Origin of the sequence: Sulfitobacter sp. SK025, assembly GCF_003352105.1 — a bacterium.
In the GTDB taxonomy this organism is placed as follows: domain Bacteria; phylum Pseudomonadota; class Alphaproteobacteria; order Rhodobacterales; family Rhodobacteraceae; genus Sulfitobacter; species Sulfitobacter pontiacus.
This window is the reverse complement of record NZ_CP025809.1, coordinates 154,776-178,327: the sequence shown is the minus strand read 5'-3', so window position 1 is coordinate 178,327 and position 23,552 is coordinate 154,776. Positions and strand designations below refer to the sequence as shown.

Annotated in this window: 19 protein-coding genes; all 19 read left to right on the top strand. The window is 61.0% G+C overall.

The window, feature by feature from the left end; genetic code table 11:
• The first annotated feature begins 52 nt into the window (after positions 1 to 52).
• The 19 genes from C1J04_RS15750 to C1J04_RS15660 all read left to right on the top strand — a co-directional run bounded on the left by C1J04_RS15750 (position 53) and on the right by C1J04_RS15660 (position 23,394).
• The gene (locus C1J04_RS15750) at positions 53 to 1,525 is read left to right on the top strand and encodes an acetyl-CoA carboxylase biotin carboxylase subunit (RefSeq protein ID WP_114865651.1); all 1,473 of its coding nucleotides are present in this window, start codon (positions 53 to 55) and stop codon (positions 1,523 to 1,525) included.
• Positions 1,525 to 2,034: an acetyl-CoA carboxylase biotin carboxyl carrier protein subunit gene (locus C1J04_RS15745; RefSeq protein ID WP_114865534.1), complete on the top strand. Its 510-nt coding sequence runs from the start codon at positions 1,525 to 1,527 to the stop codon at positions 2,032 to 2,034. Before C1J04_RS15750 ends, C1J04_RS15745 begins: the two co-directional genes overlap by 1 nt.
• Positions 2,034 to 3,629 (top strand): acyl-CoA carboxylase subunit beta, encoded by a 1,596-nt coding sequence (locus C1J04_RS15740; protein WP_114865533.1) that lies wholly within the window; start codon positions 2,034 to 2,036, stop codon positions 3,627 to 3,629. The genes C1J04_RS15745 and C1J04_RS15740 overlap by 1 nt, the downstream gene beginning before the upstream one ends.
• 141 nt (positions 3,630 to 3,770) lie before the next feature.
• Positions 3,771 to 4,556 (top strand): enoyl-CoA hydratase-related protein, encoded by a 786-nt coding sequence (locus C1J04_RS15735; protein ID WP_114865532.1) that lies wholly within the window; start codon positions 3,771 to 3,773, stop codon positions 4,554 to 4,556.
• An 8-nt stretch (positions 4,557 to 4,564) separates the two neighbouring features.
• Positions 4,565 to 6,364: an acyclic terpene utilization AtuA family protein gene (locus C1J04_RS15730; RefSeq protein WP_114865531.1), complete on the top strand. Its 1,800-nt coding sequence runs from the start codon at positions 4,565 to 4,567 to the stop codon at positions 6,362 to 6,364.
• Positions 6,365 to 6,375: 11 nt separating this feature from the next.
• Positions 6,376 to 7,845 (top strand): acetyl-CoA carboxylase biotin carboxylase subunit, encoded by a 1,470-nt coding sequence (locus C1J04_RS15725; RefSeq protein ID WP_114865530.1) that lies wholly within the window; start codon positions 6,376 to 6,378, stop codon positions 7,843 to 7,845.
• On the top strand, positions 7,845 to 8,348 hold the full coding sequence (locus tag C1J04_RS15720) for a biotin/lipoyl-containing protein (protein ID WP_240790923.1): 504 nt from the start codon (positions 7,845 to 7,847) through the stop codon (positions 8,346 to 8,348). The genes C1J04_RS15725 and C1J04_RS15720 overlap by 1 nt, the downstream gene beginning before the upstream one ends.
• 2 nt (positions 8,349 to 8,350) lie before the next feature.
• A complete protein-coding gene (locus tag C1J04_RS15715; protein ID WP_114865528.1) occupies positions 8,351 to 9,958 on the top strand; it encodes an acyl-CoA carboxylase subunit beta in 1,608 nt (535 codons plus the stop codon).
• 144 nt (positions 9,959 to 10,102) lie between these two features.
• A complete protein-coding gene (locus tag C1J04_RS15710) occupies positions 10,103 to 11,287 on the top strand; it encodes a lipid-transfer protein (protein WP_037931805.1) in 1,185 nt (394 codons plus the stop codon).
• 24 nt (positions 11,288 to 11,311) lie between these two features.
• The gene (locus C1J04_RS15705) at positions 11,312 to 12,142 is read left to right on the top strand and encodes an SDR family NAD(P)-dependent oxidoreductase (protein ID WP_037931802.1); all 831 of its coding nucleotides are present in this window, start codon (positions 11,312 to 11,314) and stop codon (positions 12,140 to 12,142) included.
• Positions 12,143 to 12,241: 99 nt separating this feature from the next.
• A complete protein-coding gene (locus C1J04_RS15700; RefSeq protein ID WP_114865527.1) occupies positions 12,242 to 13,840 on the top strand; it encodes an acyl-CoA carboxylase subunit beta in 1,599 nt (532 codons plus the stop codon).
• Positions 13,841 to 13,850: 10 nt separating this feature from the next.
• The gene (locus C1J04_RS15695; protein WP_114865526.1) at positions 13,851 to 14,645 is read left to right on the top strand and encodes a crotonase/enoyl-CoA hydratase family protein; all 795 of its coding nucleotides are present in this window, start codon (positions 13,851 to 13,853) and stop codon (positions 14,643 to 14,645) included.
• Positions 14,642 to 16,645, top strand: coding sequence for an acetyl/propionyl/methylcrotonyl-CoA carboxylase subunit alpha (locus C1J04_RS15690; protein WP_114865525.1), 2,004 nt, complete (start codon positions 14,642 to 14,644; stop codon positions 16,643 to 16,645). The genes C1J04_RS15695 and C1J04_RS15690 overlap by 4 nt, the downstream gene beginning before the upstream one ends.
• The gene (locus C1J04_RS15685) at positions 16,642 to 17,808 is read left to right on the top strand and encodes an acyl-CoA dehydrogenase family protein (RefSeq protein ID WP_114865524.1); all 1,167 of its coding nucleotides are present in this window, start codon (positions 16,642 to 16,644) and stop codon (positions 17,806 to 17,808) included. Before C1J04_RS15690 ends, C1J04_RS15685 begins: the two co-directional genes overlap by 4 nt.
• A gap of 90 nt (positions 17,809 to 17,898) precedes the next feature.
• Positions 17,899 to 18,717, top strand: coding sequence for an MBL fold metallo-hydrolase (locus C1J04_RS15680; RefSeq protein ID WP_254693879.1), 819 nt, complete (start codon positions 17,899 to 17,901; stop codon positions 18,715 to 18,717).
• A 127-nt stretch (positions 18,718 to 18,844) separates the two neighbouring features.
• On the top strand, positions 18,845 to 19,870 hold the full coding sequence (locus C1J04_RS15675) for an IS110 family transposase (RefSeq protein WP_114865523.1): 1,026 nt from the start codon (positions 18,845 to 18,847) through the stop codon (positions 19,868 to 19,870).
• A gap of 311 nt (positions 19,871 to 20,181) precedes the next feature.
• A complete protein-coding gene (locus tag C1J04_RS15670) occupies positions 20,182 to 21,174 on the top strand; it encodes an IS30 family transposase (RefSeq protein ID WP_005848490.1) in 993 nt (330 codons plus the stop codon).
• A gap of 97 nt (positions 21,175 to 21,271) precedes the next feature.
• Positions 21,272 to 22,282: an IS30 family transposase gene (locus C1J04_RS15665; protein WP_114865522.1), complete on the top strand. Its 1,011-nt coding sequence runs from the start codon at positions 21,272 to 21,274 to the stop codon at positions 22,280 to 22,282.
• Between the two features lie 110 nt (positions 22,283 to 22,392).
• On the top strand, positions 22,393 to 23,394 hold the full coding sequence (locus C1J04_RS15660; RefSeq protein WP_114865521.1) for an IS30 family transposase: 1,002 nt from the start codon (positions 22,393 to 22,395) through the stop codon (positions 23,392 to 23,394).
• Positions 23,395 to 23,552: the final 158 nt, after the last annotated feature.

Here is a 23,552-nt window from a genome sequence, read left to right as displayed (position 1 = left end):
TCCCCCGCCAGCCTGCGGGGGAGGACGGTAACGAAAGAGGATGACGCCGGATATGACTATTTCCAAACTGCTGGTGGCGAACCGGGGCGAGATCGCGGCGCGAGTTGTGCGCACCGCCCGTGTCAAGGGCATCAAGACCGCCGTCCTGCGGCACAGCTCCGAGCAGGAAGGCCCGGCCCATCTGATTGCCGACGAGGTCGTGACCATCGAAGGTTCAACGCCCGTGGCGGCCTATCTCGACATTGCGCAGATCGTCGAGGCGGCGCAACGGATCGGCGCGGATGCGGTGCATCCGGGCTATGGCTTCCTGTCGGAAAATGCCGCCTTCGTGGCCGCACTGGAAAAGGCCGGCATCACGTTCGTCGGCCCCACATCCGAGGTCATCGACCTGATGGGCGACAAGATCCGCGCCCGCGCCTTTGTCGAGGAACGCGGCTTTCCGGTGGCGCCCTCCGCCATCGAGGATGACGACCCGGCGACCTTCGTGGAACGGTCCCGCACGGTGGGGTACCCGCTGCTGATCAAGCCGTCGGCGGGCGGCGGCGGCAAGGGGATGCGCGTCGTGCGCGAGGACGGCGCACTCGAAGCCGAGATCGACACCGCGCGCCGCGAGGGCGAGCGCTATTTCGGCGATGGCCGTCTGTTCGTCGAACGCTATATCGAGCGCCCGCGCCACATCGAGGTGCAGGTGATGGGCGACGGGCAGGGCAATGTCGTCCATTTCTGGGAACGCGAATGCTCGATCCAGCGCCGGTTCCAGAAGATCATCGAGGAAACGCCGTCCCCGGCGCTTACGGCTGAACAACGCGACGAGATCTGCGAAACCGCCGCCGGGATCGCCCGCGCCGTCAACTATCGCGGGGCAGGCACGGTCGAATTCATCTATGCCCAGGACGGATCGTTTTACTTTCTGGAAATGAACACCCGGCTTCAGGTCGAACACCCGGTGACCGAAATGGTGACGGGCTTTGATCTGGTGGCCGAACAGCTGCGCATCGCGGCGGGCGAGGGGCTGAGCGCCGCGCAGGCCGACATCGCGCAAAACGGCCATTCGATCGAACTGCGCATCTGCGCCGAAGACGCCACCCAGGATTTCCGCCCCGCGATCGGGGACATCCTGCTGCTGGACGAACCCCGCGGCGAAGGCGTCCGCGTGGACAGCGGCATTCTGGACGGCGGCAAAGTGACCACCGATTTCGACCCCATGCTGTCCAAACTGATCGTCCACGGCCGCAACAGGGCAGAGGCCATCGCCAGGGGCCGCCGCGCGGCGCAGGATTATGTCATTCTCGGGGTAACCACCAATCTGGCCTATCTCGATACGATCCTCGACCATCCCAAATTCCGTTCCGGCGATGTCTCGACCGGTTTTCTGGCAGAAGAAGCCGATGAACTGAACCAGGATCGCGATCCCGCGACCACCGACATTCTTGCCGCCGCCACTGTGCTGTCCGATGCGCGGCTCGTGAAAGCGCTGGAGAATGTGCCGGAAATCTATCGACTCATGGGAAACTGGAGAAACTGATGCGCCGCATTCTGGAAGTTGACGGGGAAGAGATCCCGGTCTGGCTGGCCTCGACGCGCCAAGGCCATGTCCTGCACATGGGTGAAAGGGAGATTCCCTGCACCCTCGACGAAGCCGCCGGCAGAGGCGCGTATGTACTGGAGATATCGGACACCCGCATCCCGATGCGTATCGCCGTGGACGAGAGCGCCACATTCATACACTTCGGCGGGCGGGCCTATGAAATCGGGCGGACCGATCCGGCAGACGCCTTGGACAGGGCCGGAAGCGGTGCCTCGCAGGACCAGATGCTGGCACCCATGCCCGGCGTCGTGGTGTCGGTATCCGTAGCACCCGGCGACGCCGTGAAAGAAGGCGCGCCGATGCTGGTGATCGAGAGCATGAAACTGGAAACCACGGTCACAGCCCCGCGCGACGGGATCGTCGCGGAGCTGCCCTTCACCACAGGCGACAGTTTCGGCGGCAAGGACGTCCTGCTGCGTCTGGAACCGCAAGAGGAGACGGATTGATGAGACGGATGGAAACACAGATCCGCCCGGAATCGGCGGAATTCAAGGAAGCCTCTGGCCGGATGCAGGAGGTCGTCAACCGGTTCCGGGAGGTACAGGACAAGGCGCGCCATGACCGCCCCCGCCGTGATCTCGACCGGTTGAAGCGGCAAAACAAGATGCTGGCACGCCAGCGGCTCGAACTGCTGCTAGATCCGGGGACACCGTTCCTAGAGTTTTCGAGTCTGGCGGCGAACGATCTTTACGACGGTCAGGCACCGGGTGCCAACATCATCACCGGCGTCGGTGTGATCGCCGGGCGCGAGGTCGTCATTCACGCCGACGACAGTTCCAACAAGGGCGGCGCTTGGTACCCCATGTCCGTGCCGAAAATCGTGCGCGCGCTCGAATTTGCGTTGGAAAATGAGCTGCCAGTGGTACATATCTGCGACAGCGCGGGCGGCTATCTCGAGGAAATGTCGGGGGTTTTCGCGCCGGGTGGGCGGGTATTCCGCAACCAGTGCATCCTTTCGAAAAAGGGTATCCCCCAGGTGGCCATTGTCTGCGGCCACTGCACGGCGGGCGGTGCCTATGTGCCCGCTTTGTGCGAGCATACTATCATCGTGCGCGATACCGGCGCGATTTTCCTTGGTGGGCCGCCGTTGGTCAAGGCCGCCACCGGCGAAGAGGTCTCGGTCAACGATCTGGGCGGCGCGGACATGCACACCTCGGTCTCGGGCACCGGCGACTATCCGGTTGATTCCGAAGAGGCGGGTATTGCGCTCGCTCGTGAAATCGTCGGCACCTTCCCGCGCAGACCCCGCGCGTTCGACTGGGCCGCGCCCGAGGATCCTTATTACGATCCCGCCGAAATCTACGGTATCGTACCCACCGACTACCGCGTCCGTTTCGACATGCGCGAGGTTATCGCCCGGATCGTCGACGGGTCGCGGTTTCACGAATACCAGCCGAATTACGGAACCACGCTGGTCACCGGCTATGCCCGCATCTGGGGCTGCAAGGTGGGAATTCTCGGCAATAACGGGGTTCTGTTCAACGACAGTTCACTCAAGGCCGCGCATTTCATACAGCTTTGCAACCAGACCGGAACACCGCTCATCTTTCTTCAGAACACCACCGGCTACATGATCGGCCGGGAGTACGAGGAACGCGGCATCACCAAGGACGGGGCGAAAATGCTGATGGCACAGGCCGGCTCCGAGGTGCCCAAGCTGACGGTACTGACCTCCGGCGCCTTCGGGGCCGGGTATTACGGTATGTGCGGTCGCGCCTGGGATCCGCGCCTTCTGATGTCATGGCCCAACGCACAAATGGGCGTGATGGGCCCCGAACAGGCCGCGCGCACGCTCGGCGATGTCAAACTGGCCCAGATGCGCCGCGACGACCCCGACCTCAGCGAGGAATCCGTGCAGGAACTCCGCGACCGGGTGCGTGCAAAGGCCGAAGACGAAACCTCGGCCTACTGGTTTACGTCGCGGCTTTATGATGACGGGATCATCGATCCACTCGATACACGCAACATGCTTGGCATTGCGTTGTGCTGTGCGGCGGGTGTTGCACCCAACGCGCCGCATTACGGTGTCTTCAGGATGTAGGGAGCCGACAGGACCGCACCACCATAAATTCGTGTTCGACGCGTCGCGCGGTAAGGGCGGGGCGGCGGGTATTCCGGATAGGTGCGGCTGTCACGTAATAGGATGCAAGAGGGATGGGCCCTCGGAAAACGGAGATGAAAGATGTCTGACAAGAATGTGCTGCTGGAAATCAGCGACGGGGTCGCGAAAATCACCATCGACAATGCGGAAAAGCGCAATCCACTGAACGTACCGACGGTGGGGGAACTGATCGAGGCCTTCGAGACAGCACAGAATGACGACAACGTGCTTGTCATCGTGCTGACCGGCGCCGGGGACCGCGCGTTCTGCGCGGGCGGAGATCTCAAGGCTGGCAAGGATGGCGGGCCGTTCACCGGAGACATCTCGCAGCCCGGGCATTTCGTCATTCGCCTGTTCACCCTGATGGAAACCTGCAACAAGCCGATCATCGGTCGGATCAACGGTCACGCCATGGGTGGCGGTGCCGGACTTGTCTGTGCTTGCGATATTGCTGTCATGTCGAACACGGCCAGGATCGCGACCCCGGAGGTCAAGATCGGCCTGTTTCCGATGATGATCATGCCGCAGATGATGCGGGTGATACCGCGTCGCCGTTTGCTGGAGATGTACATCACCGGCGAACCGTGGAGTGCCGAACAGGCGCTGGAATACGGCATCGTTAATTATGTGACGGAACCGGACGCGCTTGACGCCAAGGTCGCAGAATTGACTGACCTGATCACGGCACGCTCCCCGTCAGCAGTTCGACTCGGAAAGTACTCCTATCACGCGATGCAGGATATGACGATCGAACAGCAGTTTCGATTTGCCGAAACCATGCTGCCGCGCATTGCGACGACAGAGGATGCGCGGGAAGGTTTCTCGGCGTTTCTGGAGAAGCGCGCGCCGGAATGGACGGGCAGATAGGGGGGTATATGTCGGATCGACAACTGCGCATCGGGTGCGCTTCGGGTTTCTGGGGTGACACGCCGGAGGCCATTGGCCAGTTGGTGTCCAAGGGCGACATCGACTATCTGGTGTTCGATTACCTGGCCGAGGTGACGATGTCGCTGATGGCGCGGGCGCGGGCGAAGACGCCGGAGGCGGGCTTTGCGCCCGATTTCGTCAAGGCGCTGGTGCCCTGGCTTGAGGATATCAAGGCCAGGGGGATCAAGGTGGTGGCCAATGCCGGCGGGGTGAACCCGCGCGGTTGCCGCGACGCGCTCGCCAGGGCTGCCGCCGAGGCGGGGGTCGAGCTGTCCATCGGTGTCGTGCTGGGCGACGACCTCACGGAGCGCGCGGACGCGATCCGCGACCGCGGCGTGACCGAAATGTTTTCCGGCGCGGCCTTTCCGGACGAAATCTGGAGCATGAACGCCTATCTGGGCGCGCGCCCCATCGCGACCGCGCTGGACGCCGGGGCCGACATCGTGATCACCGGGCGCTGCGCCGACAGTGCCGTGGCGCTAGGCCCTTTGATGCACGAATTCGGCTGGAAAGACGAAGATTGGGACAAGCTCAGCCAGGGGTCCCTGGCGGGCCATCTGATCGAATGCGGCCCGCAGGGGACGGGGGGCAATTTCACCGACTGGCAGGACGTATCGGGCTGGGACGACATGGGGATGCCCATCGTCGAGGTGTCCGAAGACGGCAGTTTTGTCATGACCAAGACGGCCGATACCGGCGGTCTGGTGTCGCCCGGTTCGGCCGGCGAACAGATGCTCTATGAAATCGGCGATCCACGGGCCTATCTGCTGCCCGACGTGATCTGCGACTGGTCCGGTGTCACGCTCGAACAGATCGGCCCCGATCGGGTGCGGGTCAAGGGCGGCAAGGGGCTGGGGCGCACCGGCAGCTACAAGGTGTCGGCGACCTATGCCGATGGCTGGCGCGCGGTCACCACCCTGACGCTCGCCGCCATCGACGCCCCGGCCAAGGCCGAGCGCGTGGCCGAGGCGATCCTGACCCGCTGCCGTCGGATTTTCCGCAACAAGAACCTGGGCGATTTCCGGCAGGTGAGCGTCGAGATTCTGGGCGCCGAAGCCGCCTATGGCGCCAACGCCCGCGCCCGGACCCGCGAAGTGGTGCTCAAGATCGGCGTGGCACATGAGGAGCGCAGCGCGTTGAACATCTTTGCCGGTGAAATCGCGCCGATGGCCATTTCCACCGCGCAGGGTCTGACCGGGTTCTACGCCGGACGCCCCAAGGTACAGCCAGTGGTGCGGCTGTTTTCCTTCCTGCAGGACAAGGCCGACACGCCCGTTGCGGTCGAGGTCGATGGCAAGGATGTGCCGGTCACCGTTGCCACCAGGGAGGTGCGGCTTGATCCGCCCGCCACGCCGCCGGCCGACAGCCGCGACGCTGGCCCCGATGCCGTCAAGGTGCGGCTGGTCGAACTGGCCTGGGGCCGCTCGGGCGACAAGGGCGACATCGCCAATATCGGTATCATGGCCCGTAAGCCCGATTACCTGCCCTACATTCGATCCGCCCTCACCGAAGACGCGGTGAAAACCTATTTCGCCCACCTGTGCAACGGCCCGGTCGAACGCTTCGACCTGCCCGGAAGCCATGCGCTGAACTTCCTGCTGCACGAGTCCCTCGGCGGCGGCGGCATCGCCTCGGTCCGCATCGACCCCCAGGGCAAGGGCTTCGCTCAAATGCTCCTCGACATCGAAATCCCCGTACCGGCAAAACTCGCCGAAAATGACGGGTTTCACCCTGTCGAAAGGGTATGAAAGGAACGAAGATGACTATTTCCAAATTGCTGGTGGCGAACCGGGGCGAGATCGCGGCGCGAGTTGTGCGCACCGCCCGTGTCAAGGGCATCAAGACCGCCGTCCTGCGGCACAGCTCCGAGCAGGAAGGCCCGGCCCATCTGATTGCCGACGAGGTCGTGACCATCGAAGGTTCAACGCCCGTGGCGGCCTATCTCGACATTGCGCAGATCGTCGAGGCGGCGCAACGGATCGGCGCGGATGCGGTGCATCCGGGCTATGGCTTCCTGTCGGAAAATGCCGCCTTCGTGGCCGCACTGGAAAAGGCCGGCATCACGTTCGTCGGCCCCACATCCGAGGTCATCGACCTGATGGGCGACAAGATCCGCGCCCGCGCCTTTGTCGAGGAACGCGGCTTTCCGGTGGCGCCCTCCGCCATCGAGGATGACGACCCGGCGACCTTCGTGGAACGGTCCCGCGCGGTGGGGTACCCGCTGCTGATCAAGCCGTCGGCGGGCGGCGGCGGCAAGGGGATGCGCGTCGTGCGCGAGGACGGCGCACTCGAAGCCGAGATCGACACCGCGCGCCGCGAGGGCGAGCGCTATTTCGGCGATGGCCGTCTGTTCGTCGAACGCTATATCGAGCGCCCGCGCCACATCGAGGTGCAGGTGATGGGCGACGGGCAGGGCAATGTCGTCCATTTCTGGGAACGCGAATGCTCGATCCAGCGCCGGTTCCAGAAGATCATCGAGGAAACGCCGTCCCCGGCGCTTACGGCTGAACAACGCGACGAGATCTGCGAAACCGCCGCCGGGATCGCCCGCGCCGTCAACTATCGCGGGGCAGGCACGGTCGAATTCATCTATGCCCAGGACGGATCGTTTTACTTTCTGGAAATGAACACCCGGCTTCAGGTCGAACACCCGGTGACCGAAATGGTGACGGGCTTTGATCTGGTGGCCGAACAGCTGCGCATCGCGGCGGGCGAGGGGCTGAGCGCCGCGCAGGCCGACATCGCGCAAAACGGCCATTCGATCGAACTGCGCATCTGCGCCGAAGACGCCACCCAGGATTTCCGCCCCGCGATCGGGGACATCCTGCTGCTGGACGAACCCCGCGGCGAAGGCGTCCGCGTGGACAGCGGCATTCTGGACGGCGGCAAAGTGACCACCGATTTCGACCCCATGCTGTCCAAACTGATCGTCCACGGCCGCAACAGGGCAGAAGCCATCGCCCGGGCGCGTGAAGCGGTCCAGAACTACGTGATCCTTGGGGTAACAACCAACACCGGTTATCTGGATACCATCCTTGCACATCCGGATTTCGCATCAGGGGATGTCTCGACCGGCTTTCTGGCCGAACAGGCCGATACGCTGACAGCACCTGGCGAAGATGTGAGCGACCTGTTGATGGCGGCGGCGGCCCTGTCGGACGAACGGCTGGTGAGCGATGTGATGCAGATACCTGAAATGCACCGAAAAATGGGCGGGTGGAGAAACTGATGCGGCGGATTTACCAGATCGACGGCGAAGAGACCGAATGCTGGCTGTCGCACGACGGCAGAAGCATGATACTGAACACCCCCGATGGCGCGATCCCCTGCCAATTGGACGCGGCGGAGGCACCCGGCGGCTATACACTGCGGGTGCGCGGGCGCACTTACGACATGCGGGTGGCCGTCGGGCCGGACGCGACATTCGTGCATCTGAACGGGCGGACATTCGCCATCGGTCGCGTCGATCCCGCCGAGCGTCTGGCCGGAAATGATGGCGGCGCGGTCGATGACCGCATCGTCGCGCCGATGCCGGGAGTTGTCGTATCCGTGAATGCCAAGGCCGGCGATCAGGTCAAGGAAGGTCAGCCGCTGCTGGTCATCGAAAGTATGAAACTTGAAACCAGCCTGACCGCGCCGCGCGATGGTGTGATCGCTGAAATACCATTTGCCGCTGGTGATAGTTTTGGGCTCAAGGCCACACTCGCCCAGCTGGCTCCCGAGGAGGAATAATCATGCGCCGGATCGAAAGCCAGATCGACACCAACGCCCCGGATTTCAAGGCCAATCATGCGGCCATGTCCGCGCGGCTGAAAGAGTTCCACGCCCGCCAACACGCGACGCGTTTCGAGCGCCCGCAACGTGACATCGACCGGCTGGCACGGCAGAACAAGCTGGGCGTGCGCGAGCGGCTGAAGCTGTTGCTTGACCCCGGCACACCGTTTCTGGAGTTTTCCACCCTCGCGGCTTGCCGCGAATATGACGGCGCGGTGCCCGGCGCCGCCGTTGTGACGGGCATCGGCATCGTGCAGGGCCGCGAGGTCGCCATTCATGCCAACGATGCGAGCGTCAAGGGCGGGGCATGGTATCCCCATACCGTCAAAAAGATCGTGCGGCTTCTGGATGTCGCGCTGGAAAACCGCCTGCCAGTGATTCACATTTGCGACAGCGCCGGCGGCTTCCTGCCGTTACAGCACGGCGTCTTTCCCGACCGTTATCTGGGCGGTCGCGTCTTTCGCAATCAGGTGAAGCTGAGCCAGGCCAATATCCCGCAGATCGCGGTGGTTGGCGGGCATTGTACTGCAGGTGGTGCCTATGTGCCGACGCTGAGCGATTACAATATCATCATCGAAGGCACCGGAGCCATTTTCCTTGGCGGTCCGCCGCTGGTCAAGGCGGCCACCGGCGAAGAGGTCGGCGTTCAGGAACTGGGCGGAGCGGTCATGCACACCTCGGTTTCGGGCACCGGCGATTACCGCGCGGCCACCGAACAACACGCCTTTTCACTGGCGCGAGAGATTGTCAGCCAATGGAAGCGCACGCCAAAGACGATCATCGAAACCGCCACTTTCGAAGAGCCCTATTACGACCCCAAAGAGCTTTATGGGATCATCCCCAAAGACCGAAAGACCCAGTTCGACATGCGCGAAGTGTTGGCCCGGATCGTCGATGGCTCGCGCTTTCACGAATATCAGCCCGATTACGGCACCACTATGATCTGCGGCTTTGCCCATATCTGGGGTTACAAGGTCGGAATCCTTGCCAATAATGGCGTGCTGTTCAACGACAGTTCGCTCAAGGCGGCGCATTTCATGCAGCTGTGCAACCAGAACCGCACGCCTCTGGTCTTTTTCCAGAACATCACAGGCTACATGGTGGGGCGCGAATACGAAGAACGCGGAATCGCCAAGGACGGCGCGAAGATGCTGATGGCGCAGGGCGGATCGGTCGTGCCGAAATTCACTGTGATCGCCAATGCCTCTTACGGAGCGGGAAATTACGGCATGTGCGGACGGGCATGGGATGCGCGCACGCTGTTCATGTGGCCGCAGGCCGAAATCGGCGTGATGGGCGCGGATCAGGCCGCCAATACCATGGCCGACGTCAAGATCCGCCAGCTTCAGCGCGAAGGCAAGGAGTTGACCGAAGAGGAAATCGCCGCGATCCGCGATCCCGTCCTTGAGAAATTCCGCCAAGATGTGGAAGCCTATACCTCGACCTCTGAATTGTGGGACGACGGTATTCTCGACCCCGCAGATACGCGCAATGCGCTTGGCATGTCGATTTCCGCCTCGCTGAATGCCCCGATTGATGATCCGCACTACGGGATATTCCGGCTCTGACGGCTTCGGGGTGACGACGCGCACCCCACGTCACAGCAGGGTAGTGTTGACAGGCAGACACTCTTGGATGCAAAAATCTAACAAGTGATAGAAAATGGGCCGGTTCTGATTCTTCTACGGCCGGTTCCAGTATAGGAGACAGAGATGACCAACAAAGCCTATATCAGCGGCGTCGGGATGGTCCCGTTCCAGAAACCCGGCAAATCCGAAAGCTATGATGTGATGGCCGCCACGGCCACCCGTTCCGCCTTGGCGGACGCGGGTCTGGATTATGACAAGGTAGAGCAGGCCTATGTGGGCTATGTCTACGGCGACAGCACCAGCGGCCAACGCGCCCTCTACCATGTCGGGATGACCGGCATTCCGGTAGTGAACGTGAACAACAACTGCTCAACCGGGTCCTCGGCCCTGTTCCTCGCCCGTCAGGCCGTCGAAAGCGGCGCGGTCGACTGCGCTCTGGCGCTTGGGTTCGAACAGATGCAGCCGGGTGCGCTTGGTTCGATGTTCCACGACCGGATCAGCCCGTTTACGGCGTTCGACGAAGAAACCGACGATCTGGTGGGTAATTCGGAAATTCCACTGGCGCTCCGGTATTTCGGCGGTGCAGGCAAGGCCCATATGGACGAGTTCGGCACAACCATGGAAACCTTTGCGAAAATCCGTGCCAAGGCCAGCCGACACGCGGCCAAGAACCCCGTTGCGCTGTTCCGGCAGGAAGTGACGCCCGAAGAGGTAATGGCGGCCCCGGTCATGTGGCCGGGGGTCATGACCAGACTGATGGCCTGCCCGCCGACCTGCGGTGCCGCTGCGGCAATCGTCTGTTCCAAGGAATTCGCCGACAAACACGGCCTCGACAGCTCGGTTCGGATATCGGCGCAGGCCATGACAACGGACGGTCCCGAAACTTTCGGTGCGCATGACATGCGCGAGGTTGTAGGCTTTTCGATGGCCAAACGTGCCGCCGATCAGGTCTACGAGGCCGCCGGCATCGGGCCGGACGATGTAGACGTCGTCGAACTACACGATTGTTTCGCTCATAACGAGCTGATCACCTACGAGGCTCTCGGCCTTTGCGCACGTGGCGATGCCGCGAAATTCGTCGATGACGGCGATAACACCTATGGCGGCAAATACGTGACCAACCCATCGGGTGGTCTATTGTCCAAGGGTCATCCGCTGGGTGCCACTGGACTTGCGCAATGCACCGAACTTGTTCAGCAACTTCGCGGTACGGCCGATGCGCGCCAGGTCGATGGTGCGCGATTGGCGCTTCAGCATAACCTCGGTCTCGGCGGGGCCTGTGTGACCACGCTTTACGAAAAAGTCTGACAGCACCACTCGAAAGGATAGAACATGACTGACAAACTCGACGGGCGCGTGGCGCTGGTTTCCGGTTCGGGCCGGGGCATCGGACGTGAAATCGCGCTCAAGCTTGCCTCGGAAGGGGCGCGGCTGGTAATCAACGATCTGGATGCCGATCCGGCCAATGAAACCGCCGAAGCCATCCGCGCCGCCGGTGGCGAAGCGGTGGTCTGCGCCGGCAGCGTGACCGAGGACGGTTTTGCTGAACGGTTCATCAAGACCGGCGTCGACAGCTTCGGCGGTCTGGACATAATCGTGAACAACGCCGGCTACACCTGGGACAGCGTTGTTCAGAAGATGACCGACGAACAATGGCAGGCGATCATCGACGTTCACATGACAGCCCCGTTCAGAATTCTGCGCGCCGCCCAGCCGATAATCAGCGCCAAGGCCAAGGAAGAAGCCGCCGCCGGACAGGAAGTGTTCCGCAAGGTGGTGAATATCTCGTCCATCGCGGGCACCGGCGGCAACGCGGGTCAGATCAACTATTCCGCCGCCAAGGCTGGCATTTTGGGGGTCACCAAGACGATGGCCAAGGAATGGGGCCGTTACAAGGTCAACGTGAATGCCGTGGCTTTCGGCCCGATTCGCACCCGTCTGACCGAGGGCAGCGCCGACGGCGACAGCACGATCAAGGTCGAGGAAAAAGAGATCAAGGTCGGCGTGAATCCCGATCTTCTGTCCCAGATGGAACGGATGATCCCTCTGGGCCGGGTCGGCACCCCGGAAGAGGCCGCGGGCGCGGTCTATCTGTTCTGTGCGCCTGAATCGAACTTCATCTCGGGCCAGCACATCATCTGCGGCGGCGGCTTCGTGATCTAGCACCAGCCACCATAGCCGCGCATTCGGGTTCTGACGTGCGACTGAAAATTCCGGGCAGCCGCATGACGGTTGCCCGAACTGTAACAGGATATCCGATCCATGGCGCGTCTCGAAACAACAGTACTGACCGCATCCGAAACCTACACGCGCAACCACGCGGCGCAAAACGAACGCGTCGAAACCCTGCGCACCCGTATTGCCGAGGCGACGTCGGGTGGACGTCCCGACATGGTCGACCGGCACCGCAAGCGCGGCAAACTTCTGGTCCGCGACCGGATCGACCTGCTGGTGGATCCGGGCACCGCGTTTCTCGAGCTGTCGTCGCTGGCGGCCTATGGCCAATACGGCGGCGAGGTTCCCGGTTCCGGTATCGTCACCGGCATCGGTATGGTCCACGGGCTGCCTTGTATGGTGATCGCCAACGACGCCACGGTAAAGGGCGGCTCTTTCTATCACGAGACGGTGCAGAAACACATCCGCGCCCAGGAAATCGCGGCGGAAAATCGGCTGCCCTGCCTGTATCTGGTGGATTGCGGCGGCGCCTATCTGCCTGAACAGGACCGTGTCTTTCCCGATGCCCGCCATTTCGGCAATTCCTTCTATCGCCAGACAAATATGTCGGCCAGCGGCTTGCCGCAGATCTCGGCCGTGTTCGGCGGCTGCACGGCGGGGGGGGCCTATATCCCCGCGCTGTCGGACGAAGTCATCATGGTGCGCGGCAACGCGCGCATCCATCTGGGCGGGCCTTCGATCGTCAAGGTGGCGATCAACGAAGAGGTCGATGGCGAAACGCTGGGCGGGGCAGAGATGCATTCTCGTGTCTCGGGCGTTTCCGACCATCTGGCAGAAGACGAACACCATGCGCTGGCTTTGATGCGCGACATCGTGGCCGAGCTTGGCCAGTCGCGTCCGATGGAGCCTGACGCAGCTCCCGAAGCGCCTGCGCATGATCCGTCGGAATTGCTCGGTGTCATCAGCGCCGACCGCAAGGAACCCTATGACATGCGCGAGGTTCTGCTGCGCATGATCGACGCGGGCGAATTCCGCGAATTCAAACCGGGCTGGGGCGAAACGCTGGTCTGCGGCACGGCGCGTATCCACGGCTATCGCGTAGGTATCCTGGCCAACAACGGCGCGCTATTGTCCGACAGCGCACTCAAGGGCGCACAATTCGTATCAATGTGTGACCAACGGAATATCCCACTTCTCTTCCTGCACAATATTTCCGGCTTCATGGTCGGGACCGAGGCCGAACGCGGCGGCATCGCCAAGGACAGCGCAAAGCTGGTCTATGCGATGTCGGTCGCCAAGGTGCCGCGCCTGTCGGTCCTTCTGGGCGGCTCTTACGGGGCGGGTAATTACGGCATGTGCGGGCGCGGCTTTGCGCCGAACTTCCTCTTTGCGTGGCCGACGGCGGAACTGGCCACCATGTCCGCCGACATCGCCACCAACGTAATGCTGGAACTGCGCCGCCAGAAGGGGGGCGATCCAGACAAGATGCAGGCCGATATGGACCAGATCGAGGCGCAGGTGCGCGCTCAGTACGGTGAACAGTCCGATCCCTATTACGCCACATCGCGGTTGTGGGATGACGGGCTGATCGAACCGGGTCAGACCCGCGATATCCTTGGCCTGTGTCTGGCCATCGTCTCTTCGGTACCCGAAGCAGGGCGCCACACGCCCGTATTCAGAATGTGAGGCCCACACCATGACAACGACCTACGAAACCATCCTGCTTGAAACCGACGAACGCGGTGTCGCCACGGTAACACTCAACCGGCCTGACAAACACAATGCCCTGAACGGAACGTTGATCGCCGAGCTTGCGGATGCCGCAGAGAAACTGGCCGCCGATGACAAGGTGCGTATCGTGATCCTGACCGGAACCGGCAAGAGTTTTTGCGCCGGTGGGGATTTCAACTGGTTCTCTTCCAACATTGAAAAGTCCCGCGCAGAGCGGGTCGATCAAAGCGCGACGCTTGCGTATTTACTACGCCGCCTCGATACCCTGCCCAAACCCCTGATCGGTCGGATCAACGGCCCGGCCTATGGCGGCGGCGTCGGCATGATTTCGGTCTGCGACTATACGATCGGGGCGGACGACGCGCGCTTTGGCCTGACAGAGGTGAAACTGGGCTTGTTGCCCGCCAATATCTCGCCCTATGTCGTGGCCCGCATCGGCAAGGTGCATTCGCGCGAAACCATGCTGTCGGGGGCGCTGTTCGACAGCACGCGCGCCGAACGGATCGGTCTGTTGACCGAGGTCGCCGCCGCCGGTGAATTGGATGCTGCCATCGAGCGCGTCGTGCATAATCACTTGCAGGCTGCGCCGGGTGCTGTGGCTGACACCAAAGCACTGATCGCCTATGTCGCGGCGCATGATCTGGAAACCAACATGATCTATACCGCCGACCGTCTGGCCGACGCCTGGGAGACCGAGGAAGGCATCGAAGGCATCAACAGTTTCCTCGACAAAAGCACTCCTTCCTGGCGGGTGAAATGAGCTTTACCCGCGTCCTGATCGCCAACCGGGGCGAAATCGCCCGGCGCATCCAGCGCGGGTGCCGCAAGCTGGGGCTGGAAACGGTGGCGGTCTTTTCCGAGGCCGACCGCGATGCACCCTTTGTAATCGAAGCCGATCACGCCGTCTGCATCGGCGGGGCGGCACCTTCGGAAAGCTATCTGAACGTCGATGCCATTCTTGACGCCGCCCGCGCGACCGGCGCGGGCGCGGTGCATCCCGGCTATGGCTTTTTGTCCGAGAACGCCGGTTTCGCCGCTGCGGTCGAGGCGGCAGGCCTTGTGTTTATCGGGCCGGAACCGGGCGCGATTGCCATGATGGGATCAAAGATCGAGGCCAAGGCCGCCGCAGAGGCCGCGGGTGTGCCTGTCCTGCCCGGTTACCGCGGCACCGACCAATCCGACGCGCGGTTGCTGGAAGAAGCGCGGGCGCTTGGCACGCCGCTTCTGGTCAAGGCGAGTGCGGGGGGAGGCGGGCGCGGCATGCGACTTGTCACCGATCTGGCCGACGCGCCGGAGGCCATTGCCTCCGCCCGGTCCGAGGCGAAAGGCGCGTTTGGCGATGCAGCGGTTTTCCTCGAACGCTACGCGCCCCGTGCCCGCCATGTCGAGGTGCAGGTGCTGGGCGACAGCCACGGCACCCTGCTGCATCTGGGGGACCGCGACTGTTCGCTGCAACGCAACCACCAAAAACTGATCGAGGAGGCCCCCGCCGCCGATCTGCCCGAAGATCTGCGCGATGACATGCGCGCGGCGGCGGTCCGGCTGGCGCAATCCATCGACTATCGCTCGGCGGGAACGGTGGAATACCTTTATGACCCGTCGCGCGGCGAATACTACTTTCTTGAGATGAACACCCGCCTGCAGGTCGAACATCCTGTGACCGAGGCGATCACCGGCATCGACCTGGTCGAATGGCAGTTGCGCATCGCGCGGGGCGAGCCATTGACGCTGGCGCAGACCGATGTGCGGTTCGACGGCCACGCCATCGAGGTGCGCATCGCCGCCGAGAACCCGGCCGAAAATTTCCGCCCCGAAACCGGCCGGATCACCCTTTGGGCACCGCCCGCAGGCGTACGGCTGGACAGCGGAGTCGCGGCGGGCTCGGTCGTCGGTCACCATTACGATTCCATGCTGGCCAAGCTGATCGTCCACGCGCCCGACCGCGCCGGGGCGATCCGCAGGGCTGTCGCCGCGATTGATACCTTCGCCGTTGGCGGTGTGGGGCTGAACCTGTCGTATCAACGCGCCTTGCTGACACACGCGGATTTTCAGGCGCTTCGCCATCACACCTCGGGACTGCCCGAGATGTTCCCGGATGGCTGGACGCAACCCACGCCCGACACCCGCGACACCGGACTCGCCGTCATGGCGCTCCATCTGCATCTCGCCCCGGCGGGCACATCGCCCTGGGAAAGCCTCGGAGCGTGGCGGCTCACGGCCCCCGCAGGACGGCGCGGTGCAGCATCCTATTGGACCACATCTCTGGATGATCCGATCCGCATATCCGGCACCCCGGAAACCCTTGTCGCTGTTCTGCCGGACGGCCAGAGCCTCACAACCAAAACCGCCGCCATGGCCGCCGACCGCCTGAGCGGGCGCGTCGACGGTGTTCCGTTCACGCGCATTGCCCATGTCGAACGCGCCGGCGATCATTGGCGGGTGCATCTGCAGACTCCTGCGGGGATGACCCTGACAGACCTGCGCACACTGGAAGATCGGCACCTCGCCCGCGCCAGCGTCGGCGCAAGCGGCGCTGACCTGCTGACAGCCCCGATGCCGGGCGCCGTTGCCGAGGTGCGCGTCGCTCCCGGCGATACTGTCGCCGCTGGGGATACGCTGGTGGTGCTGGAAGCCATGAAACTGCTGCAAAGCCTGCCCGCGCCGGTCGCGGGCGTGGTAGCGGAAATCTATTGTGCGCCGGGCGATACAGTCGCCGGACACGCCCCACTCGTCAAACTCGACCCGGAGGAACAAACATGACCAAACAGGAAACCATCACCACAACCGGCGGCCCGTTCAACGAAGACCTCGACATGATCCGCGATCAGCTGCGTCGGTTCATCCAGACCGAAGTGACGGCCAAGGCCGACGCCTGGGAAGAGGAGGGCATGGTGCCGCGCGACGTGCTGCGCCGAATGGGTGATCTTGGCGTTCTGGGCATGCGCTATGACGAAAAATACGGTGGCGCCGGGCTGGATGTGATGTCCAGCGTGGTCCTGGCCGAAGAGGTCGGACGCTCCACATTCGGCGGTTTCGCGGCCACGGTGCTGGTCCATACCGATATGGCCTCGCCGCATCTTGAAAACGCCGGCACCCCGGAGCAAAAAGCCCGCTGGATGCCGTCGATTACCGCAGGCGACAAAATCGCCGCCGTGGCAGTGACCGAACCGGGTGCCGGGTCGGACGTGGCGGGCATGCGCAGCCGCGCGGTGCAGGACGGGTCGGACTGGGTGCTGAACGGCACCAAGATGTTCATCACCAACGGCGTGCACGGCGACATCTATTTCGTCGGTGCCAAGACCGATCCAGATGCCAAGGGGTCGCGCGGAATCACCATGTTCGCGATCGAAAAGGGCACGCCCGGTTTCTCGGTCGGACGGGCGCTGAACAAGACCGGCTGGCTGTGTTCGGACACCGCCGAGCTGATTTTCGAGGATGTTCGCGTCCCGGCGGAGAATATTCTCGGCGAGGTCAACAAAGGCTTCTATTCGGTGATGAAGAACTTTCAGAACGAACGCATCGTTCTGGGCGCCATGGCCTGCGCCGAGGCACAGACCGCACTGGACATGACCGTGGACTACGTCAAGCAACGCAAGGCCTTTGGCGGCGTGTTGTGGGACAAGCAAGCCATCCGCCAGCGGCTAGCCGACTGTCAGACCCGGATCGAGGCAGGTCGCCAGCTTGTCTATCATGCAGCCAGGCAGGATGTGGCAGGCCGCGATTGCGTGAAAGAGGTCTCGATGGTCAAGGCGTACTGCGGCGAGCTGGTAAACTCAGTGCTCTACGACTGTGTGCAATTCCACGGCGGCATGGGCTACATGCGCGAAACACCAGTCGAGCGGATGTCACGCGATGCCCGTGTTCAGGCCATCGGCGGCGGTGCCAGCGAGGTGATGCTCGAAGAGGTTGCGAAACGCATGTGAACCGTCAGCCCGAGACGCCGACCATTTGGCGAACACAAGGATAATCTGCGCAAGCATGGAAGATGGTGATCATCAATGACGAAAAGCAGCATGTTTTTCACGGAACCCGAACCGTGTCGCGCTCAGGCTGTCGAGGTGGCCGAGGGCATTCAGAGGATCGTTGCCGACAATCCGGGAAAGATGACCTATTACGGGACGAACACCTATATCATCGACAGCTCTGACGGCCGGTTCGTGATCGACCCCGGACCGGTAGAAGACCACGACCATTTCGAAGCCATCGTCGAAACTCTGGGAGAAGGTGCCACCGGAATTCTCGTCACACATCACCATTCCGATCATTTCGGCGCCGCGCCGGCACTGCGCGAAAGGACAGGTCTGCCTGTTCACGTCTCACGGGTGTTTCCGGACGACGCCTTCGAACCTGACGGATACCTTGACGACGGTGATGTGATCGCCGGGCTCACTGTTCTGCACACGCCCGGTCATGCAAGCGATCATCTGTGCTTCGCACGACCGGACGGGGTTCTGTTTTCTGGTGATCACATGATGGGTTGGAACAGCTCGATCGTAAGCCCGCCTGACGGCAACATGCGCGATTACTGCGCCCAGCTTCAACGATTGATCGACCGTAATGACAGGGTCTGCTTGCCCGGTCACGGCCCCGTGCTTCACGACCCGCAACCCTACATCCAGCGATTGCTCGACAACCGGATGCGCCGCGAAGCAGAGATTCTCGCGCATCTGTCGAAAAAACCCGATACGATCAAGAATATTGCAGTATCGGTTTACAAGAAATCCGACCCGCATATCGCAATGGCTGCCGAACGCAATGCCGCAGCGCACCTGGAAAAGCTCTTCGCGGAAGCGCGGGTTACCAAGAACAATGAGATTTGGAATTTAACATAACCATGATTATCGGTTCACGTATTGTAGCCGGGGCACATTCTAAACTGATGGATTGGATGCCCCTCCTGTTGGTTCATTATAGAACCGTCCGAGCCATGGTGGTGCGGACGTCTTGCAGGAGGAACAAATGTCAGAAGCATTTATCATCGGTATCGACCTGGCGAAGCGCGTTTTTCAAATACACGGCGCTGATGCCGCAGGTAAAGTTTTATACCGTAGAAAGCTGAGCCGGCCTCAGTTCAATAAGTTTCTAAATGAGCACCCAAGTTGCATTTTTGCGATGGAAGCGTGCGCGTCCGCCCATCATTGGGGGCGTGAAGCGCTTGCTGCAGGTCATGAGGTTCGATTGGTACCGGCGCGATATGTGAAACCGTTTGTCAAACGCCACAAGAGTGATGTTGTCGATGCAGAGGCCATTACAGAAGCCGCGATGCGTCCCTCAATGCGCTTCGTCCCAGTGAAAGCCCCGGAACAGCAAGCACAGGCGATGTTGTTTCGGACGCGGGAATTGTTCGTGCGGCAGCGCACCCAGCTTATCAATTCGCTTCGCGGATACTTGGCGGAGTTTGGGATTGTGCTGCGGCTACGCATTCGGAACGCTGATATTCTCAAACGAGAAGTAGAGGAACAGGCACATAAACTGCCCGACGAGGCCAAACGCTTGGCGGAACGGCTCCTAGCGCAGATCGAGACTATCAGCGCAGAAGTCGAAGGTCTGGATCATTCCATCAAGATGCATGCAGAAACGTCAGAGGAAACGCGGCTTATGCAAACGATGCCTGGCGTCGGCCCAATGTCCGCCATCGCAATTTCGGCCTTCTGTCCTCCCGCCAAAAACTTTCGCACGGGGCGGGATTTTGCAGCATGGCTTGGTCTTGTACCTCGACAGCATTCGACAGGTGGTAAGGAACGGTTGGGGCGCATCACAAAAATGGGCCAGAAAGATGTCAGGCGGTTGCTGATCATCGGTGCAATGTCCGTTATCAATTCCATCGAACGATGGAAGCGTTGTGCCGAACCATGGTTAGCGCGTATGCTTGAAACACGCCCCCGGATGGTTGTTGCTGTTGCTTTGGCAAACCGCATGGCTCGGAGGCTTTGGGCCATGTTGATGACGGGCCAGATTTATCGCATTCGCGGGGCCGTCGCTTAGCGGCAGACCCACGGATACCGGCAGGTATGTGAAGGACGAAAGGATCGACTAAGGAAAGCGGATCGACGAGAACGAACATGGAAAAACCAGTGCAACCCTTCGCGGCTTCGAGCCCGATAAACTGATTTGGAGCCACGTTCGCGCATCTCCATAAGGGCCAGCAGCCAAGTGTGCTGCACAAACAGGCCGGACACGTGACTGCACCCGATCATGCTATCTAAACGTCGAAACAATCACCCACATAAACCGGGGCATCCACACGTGGGTTGCGAAATTTCCCCTATCTTGCTGGAAAGCAAGGAGAATGGAAGATGGCGCATAAAGAGCTTAACCTGCGTGAACGACGCGCGATAGAAGACATGTTGAACGCCAAGATTGCTGTGCGCGAGATTGCAGCAGAGATCGGCAGGCATGTTTCCACGGTGTATCGCGAGATCAAGCGCAATCACTATTTCGACAAAGAGTTGCCGGAACTGAACGGATACTACGGCGTGGTTGCTCAAAAAGCGGCGACCGAAAGACGTGCGCGGCGGCGCAAACTGGTGCGCCTTGTCGGCTTGAGAAAAGCCGTAATCAAGCAGCTCAAGGAAGGTTGGTCACCAGAGCAGATCGCGGGCCGATTGCAATATGAAGGCCAAACAACCCGCGTAAGTCATGAAACGATCTACGCCTATGTTTACGGCCCAGATGGTCAATCTGCGGAACTCGCACGCTACCTGCCCAACCGCCGGAAAAAACGGCGTCCGCATCACGCGCGCAGGCCACGAGGCCTTGTGTTCCCGCCGGATCGCTCAATTCACGAACGCCCTGACTACGTTGATAGCCGCGAGACTTTCGGCGAGTGGGAAGGCGATTTGATGATATTCGAGCGCGCTCAGGGCAAGATGAACGTTGCCTCACTGGTCGAGCGGAAGACCCGCTTTGCTGTCCTGTTCCGCAACAACGACCGCAGCACCACGCATCTGATGAACCGCTTGATGGGTGTGATGGAACCCCTGCCCCAACCGGCGCGCAAGTCGATCACCTTTGACCGTGGGATCGAGTTCAGGAACTGGCGTAAGTTGAAGCCTGGTATCGGCACAGAGGCCTGGTTTTGTGATCCACAGGCTCCGTGGCAAAAGGGTTCCGTCGAAAACCTGAACAAGCGTGCGCGGCGCTACCTACCAAGAGATGCGCCCGTGGCCGCGCTCTCAAATCGAGATATGAAGTCGATTTGTGACCGCTTGAACGGCACCCCCAGAAAGTGCCTGGGATGGAAAACGCCGACTGAAGCCTTCAGGGAAGAACTGATGAAACTGAGATAGCGGAAACCGTCGCAACGACCCTTGAGAATCCAAGGGTGAATTCACAAACGAAGTGCAAATTCTGTACGAATACAGAGAGCTGCATGGAGTATGAAGAATGGGAACCCACTACTGTCACCTGAAGCTGGACGAACGACGCAAGCTTGCAAAGTGGCTGGAAGTCAAAATGCCGATTTCAGAGATTGCGGATCGCCTGGGCCGCGATCCCTCCACGATCTACCGAGACATTAAGCGCAATCGTTACACTGACAAAGAGATACCGGAACTGGATGGATACCACGCGCTTGTCGCTCAGGACAAATACGAGGCGCGCCGCGCGATCCATCGCAAGATGATCGTTTACCCTGAACTGAAGGAAGCCATTGAAGACCGATTGAAGGCTGGCTGGTCACCCGAACAGATTGCGGGCCGCATGCGGTTGGAGCGCCATCCGATCCGGGTCAGTCACGAGACGATCTATCGGTTCGCCTATTCCAAAGATGGTCGCGATGAACAGTTTTATCGCCATCTTCCCGAACATCGCAGACGCCGCAGGCCGCGTGGTTACCGCAGGCACAACCGGACCCACATCTTCGACACGCAGAGCCTGTCCTACAGGCCTGAGAGCATCTCAGAGCGTGCCGAGTTCGGTCACTGGGAATGCGATCTGATGATGTTCCGCAAGGAGCATGGAAAGGTCAACGTGACGTCTCTGGTCGAACGGGTGAGCCGGTATGCTGTCGTCATGCGCAACGAGGATCGCCAGTCCAAACCGATCATGGAGGCGCTGATCCAGGGCCTGGCTCCCTTGCCCGCCGATGCGCGTCAGTCGATCACATTCGACCGCGGCACCGAATTCTCCGCATGGAGACATCTCAAGGCCGGGATCGGCGCAGATGCGTGGTTCTGCGACCCGCAAGCGCCGTACCAGAAAGGCACGGTCGAGAACACGAACAACAGGCTGCGGAAGTACCTGCCCCGCTCAACCGACCCGACGGCGCTGACAAATCGATATTTGAGGTCGATTTGCCACCGCCTCAATTCCACGCCGCGCAAATGCTTGGATTACCGGACACCGGCGGAAGTCTTTGAGACCAAGCTGATGGAAATCCAGAACCGTTTGGAATAAAACGAGATATCAGGAACTGCACTTCACCGTGAGCTCACACCGGGGCGCGCGCTACCCTCAAGTGCGACTCTTTTCAGAAAACAATAGTTTTTCTAATGAGAGGAACCGTTATGGGAGCCGTTTACGACCAACTGAGTATCACAGAACGACGCAAGATAGAACGCTGGAGACACGCGAAGGTCCCGGTTGACGAGATGGCGCGCGTTCTGAAGCGCTGCAGATCAACGATACTCGGCGAGTTAAAGCGCAGCCATTCCTCGGACGAAAACATGCCTGGATACGATGGCTATTATGGTGCCGCTGCCCACCTCATGCAAGCGGAACGTCGTGCTCGAGAGCGCAAGCTGATTAAACATCCTGAGCTGTGCAGACGCGTGATTGAACGCATCAAGAACGGCTGGACACCTGAGCAGATCAGTAACCACATGATCCACGAGGATGCCCCACTCAGGGTCTACCAAGAAACCATCTATCGCTACATCTATTCCAAGGAAGGTCAGCGCGAAGACCTGTGGTGGTATCTGCCGACGCACTGTATCCCTCGACGTCCCCGCCGCACCCGAAGACGCAGAGGACCCAAGTTCCACCGCGATGTCAGCATCTTATTTCGCCCGGATGATGTGGCTCATCGCCGTCAATTTGGCCACTGGGAGGCCGATTTGATGCTGTTTAAACAGAAGCTTGGCCAGACCAACGTCACCTCACTGGTTGAGCGCGTCAGCCGCTTCACCGTGATCCTGAAAAACCCGAACAAGCGCACCAAGCCGGTCATGGGCAAGATCATGAGTGCCATCAAAGATCTCCCCCTCGTCGCCCGTCGGTCCATCACTTTTGACCGCGGAACCGAGTTTGTCAGTTGGCCACACCTACAAGCTGAGATCGGAACCCAGACGTGGTTTTGCGACCCCTCCAGCACCTGGCAGAAAGGCACAGTCGAGAACACAAACCGACGCCTTCGAAGGTGGTTGCCCCGCAAACGCGACATCCGGCAATGCACTGATCACGATATGAAGGTGATCTGTGATCGCCTCAACAACACGCCGCGAAAGTGTCTTGGATGGAAGACCCCAACCGAAGACTTAGGCGAAAAGCTATCGGAAGAAATGCGATGACGCCCCTACCCTGAGCTCAACAAGTGGCGCTCACACTATTTTGTTATATAGATGCACGGTGCTCAGGTGTAGCTCATTTAATGGGGGTGCCTTCGCGCGCGGTCAACACTCATCGCATGTGCAAAGTTTCTTATTATCGATGCAAGATCACCGGCTTC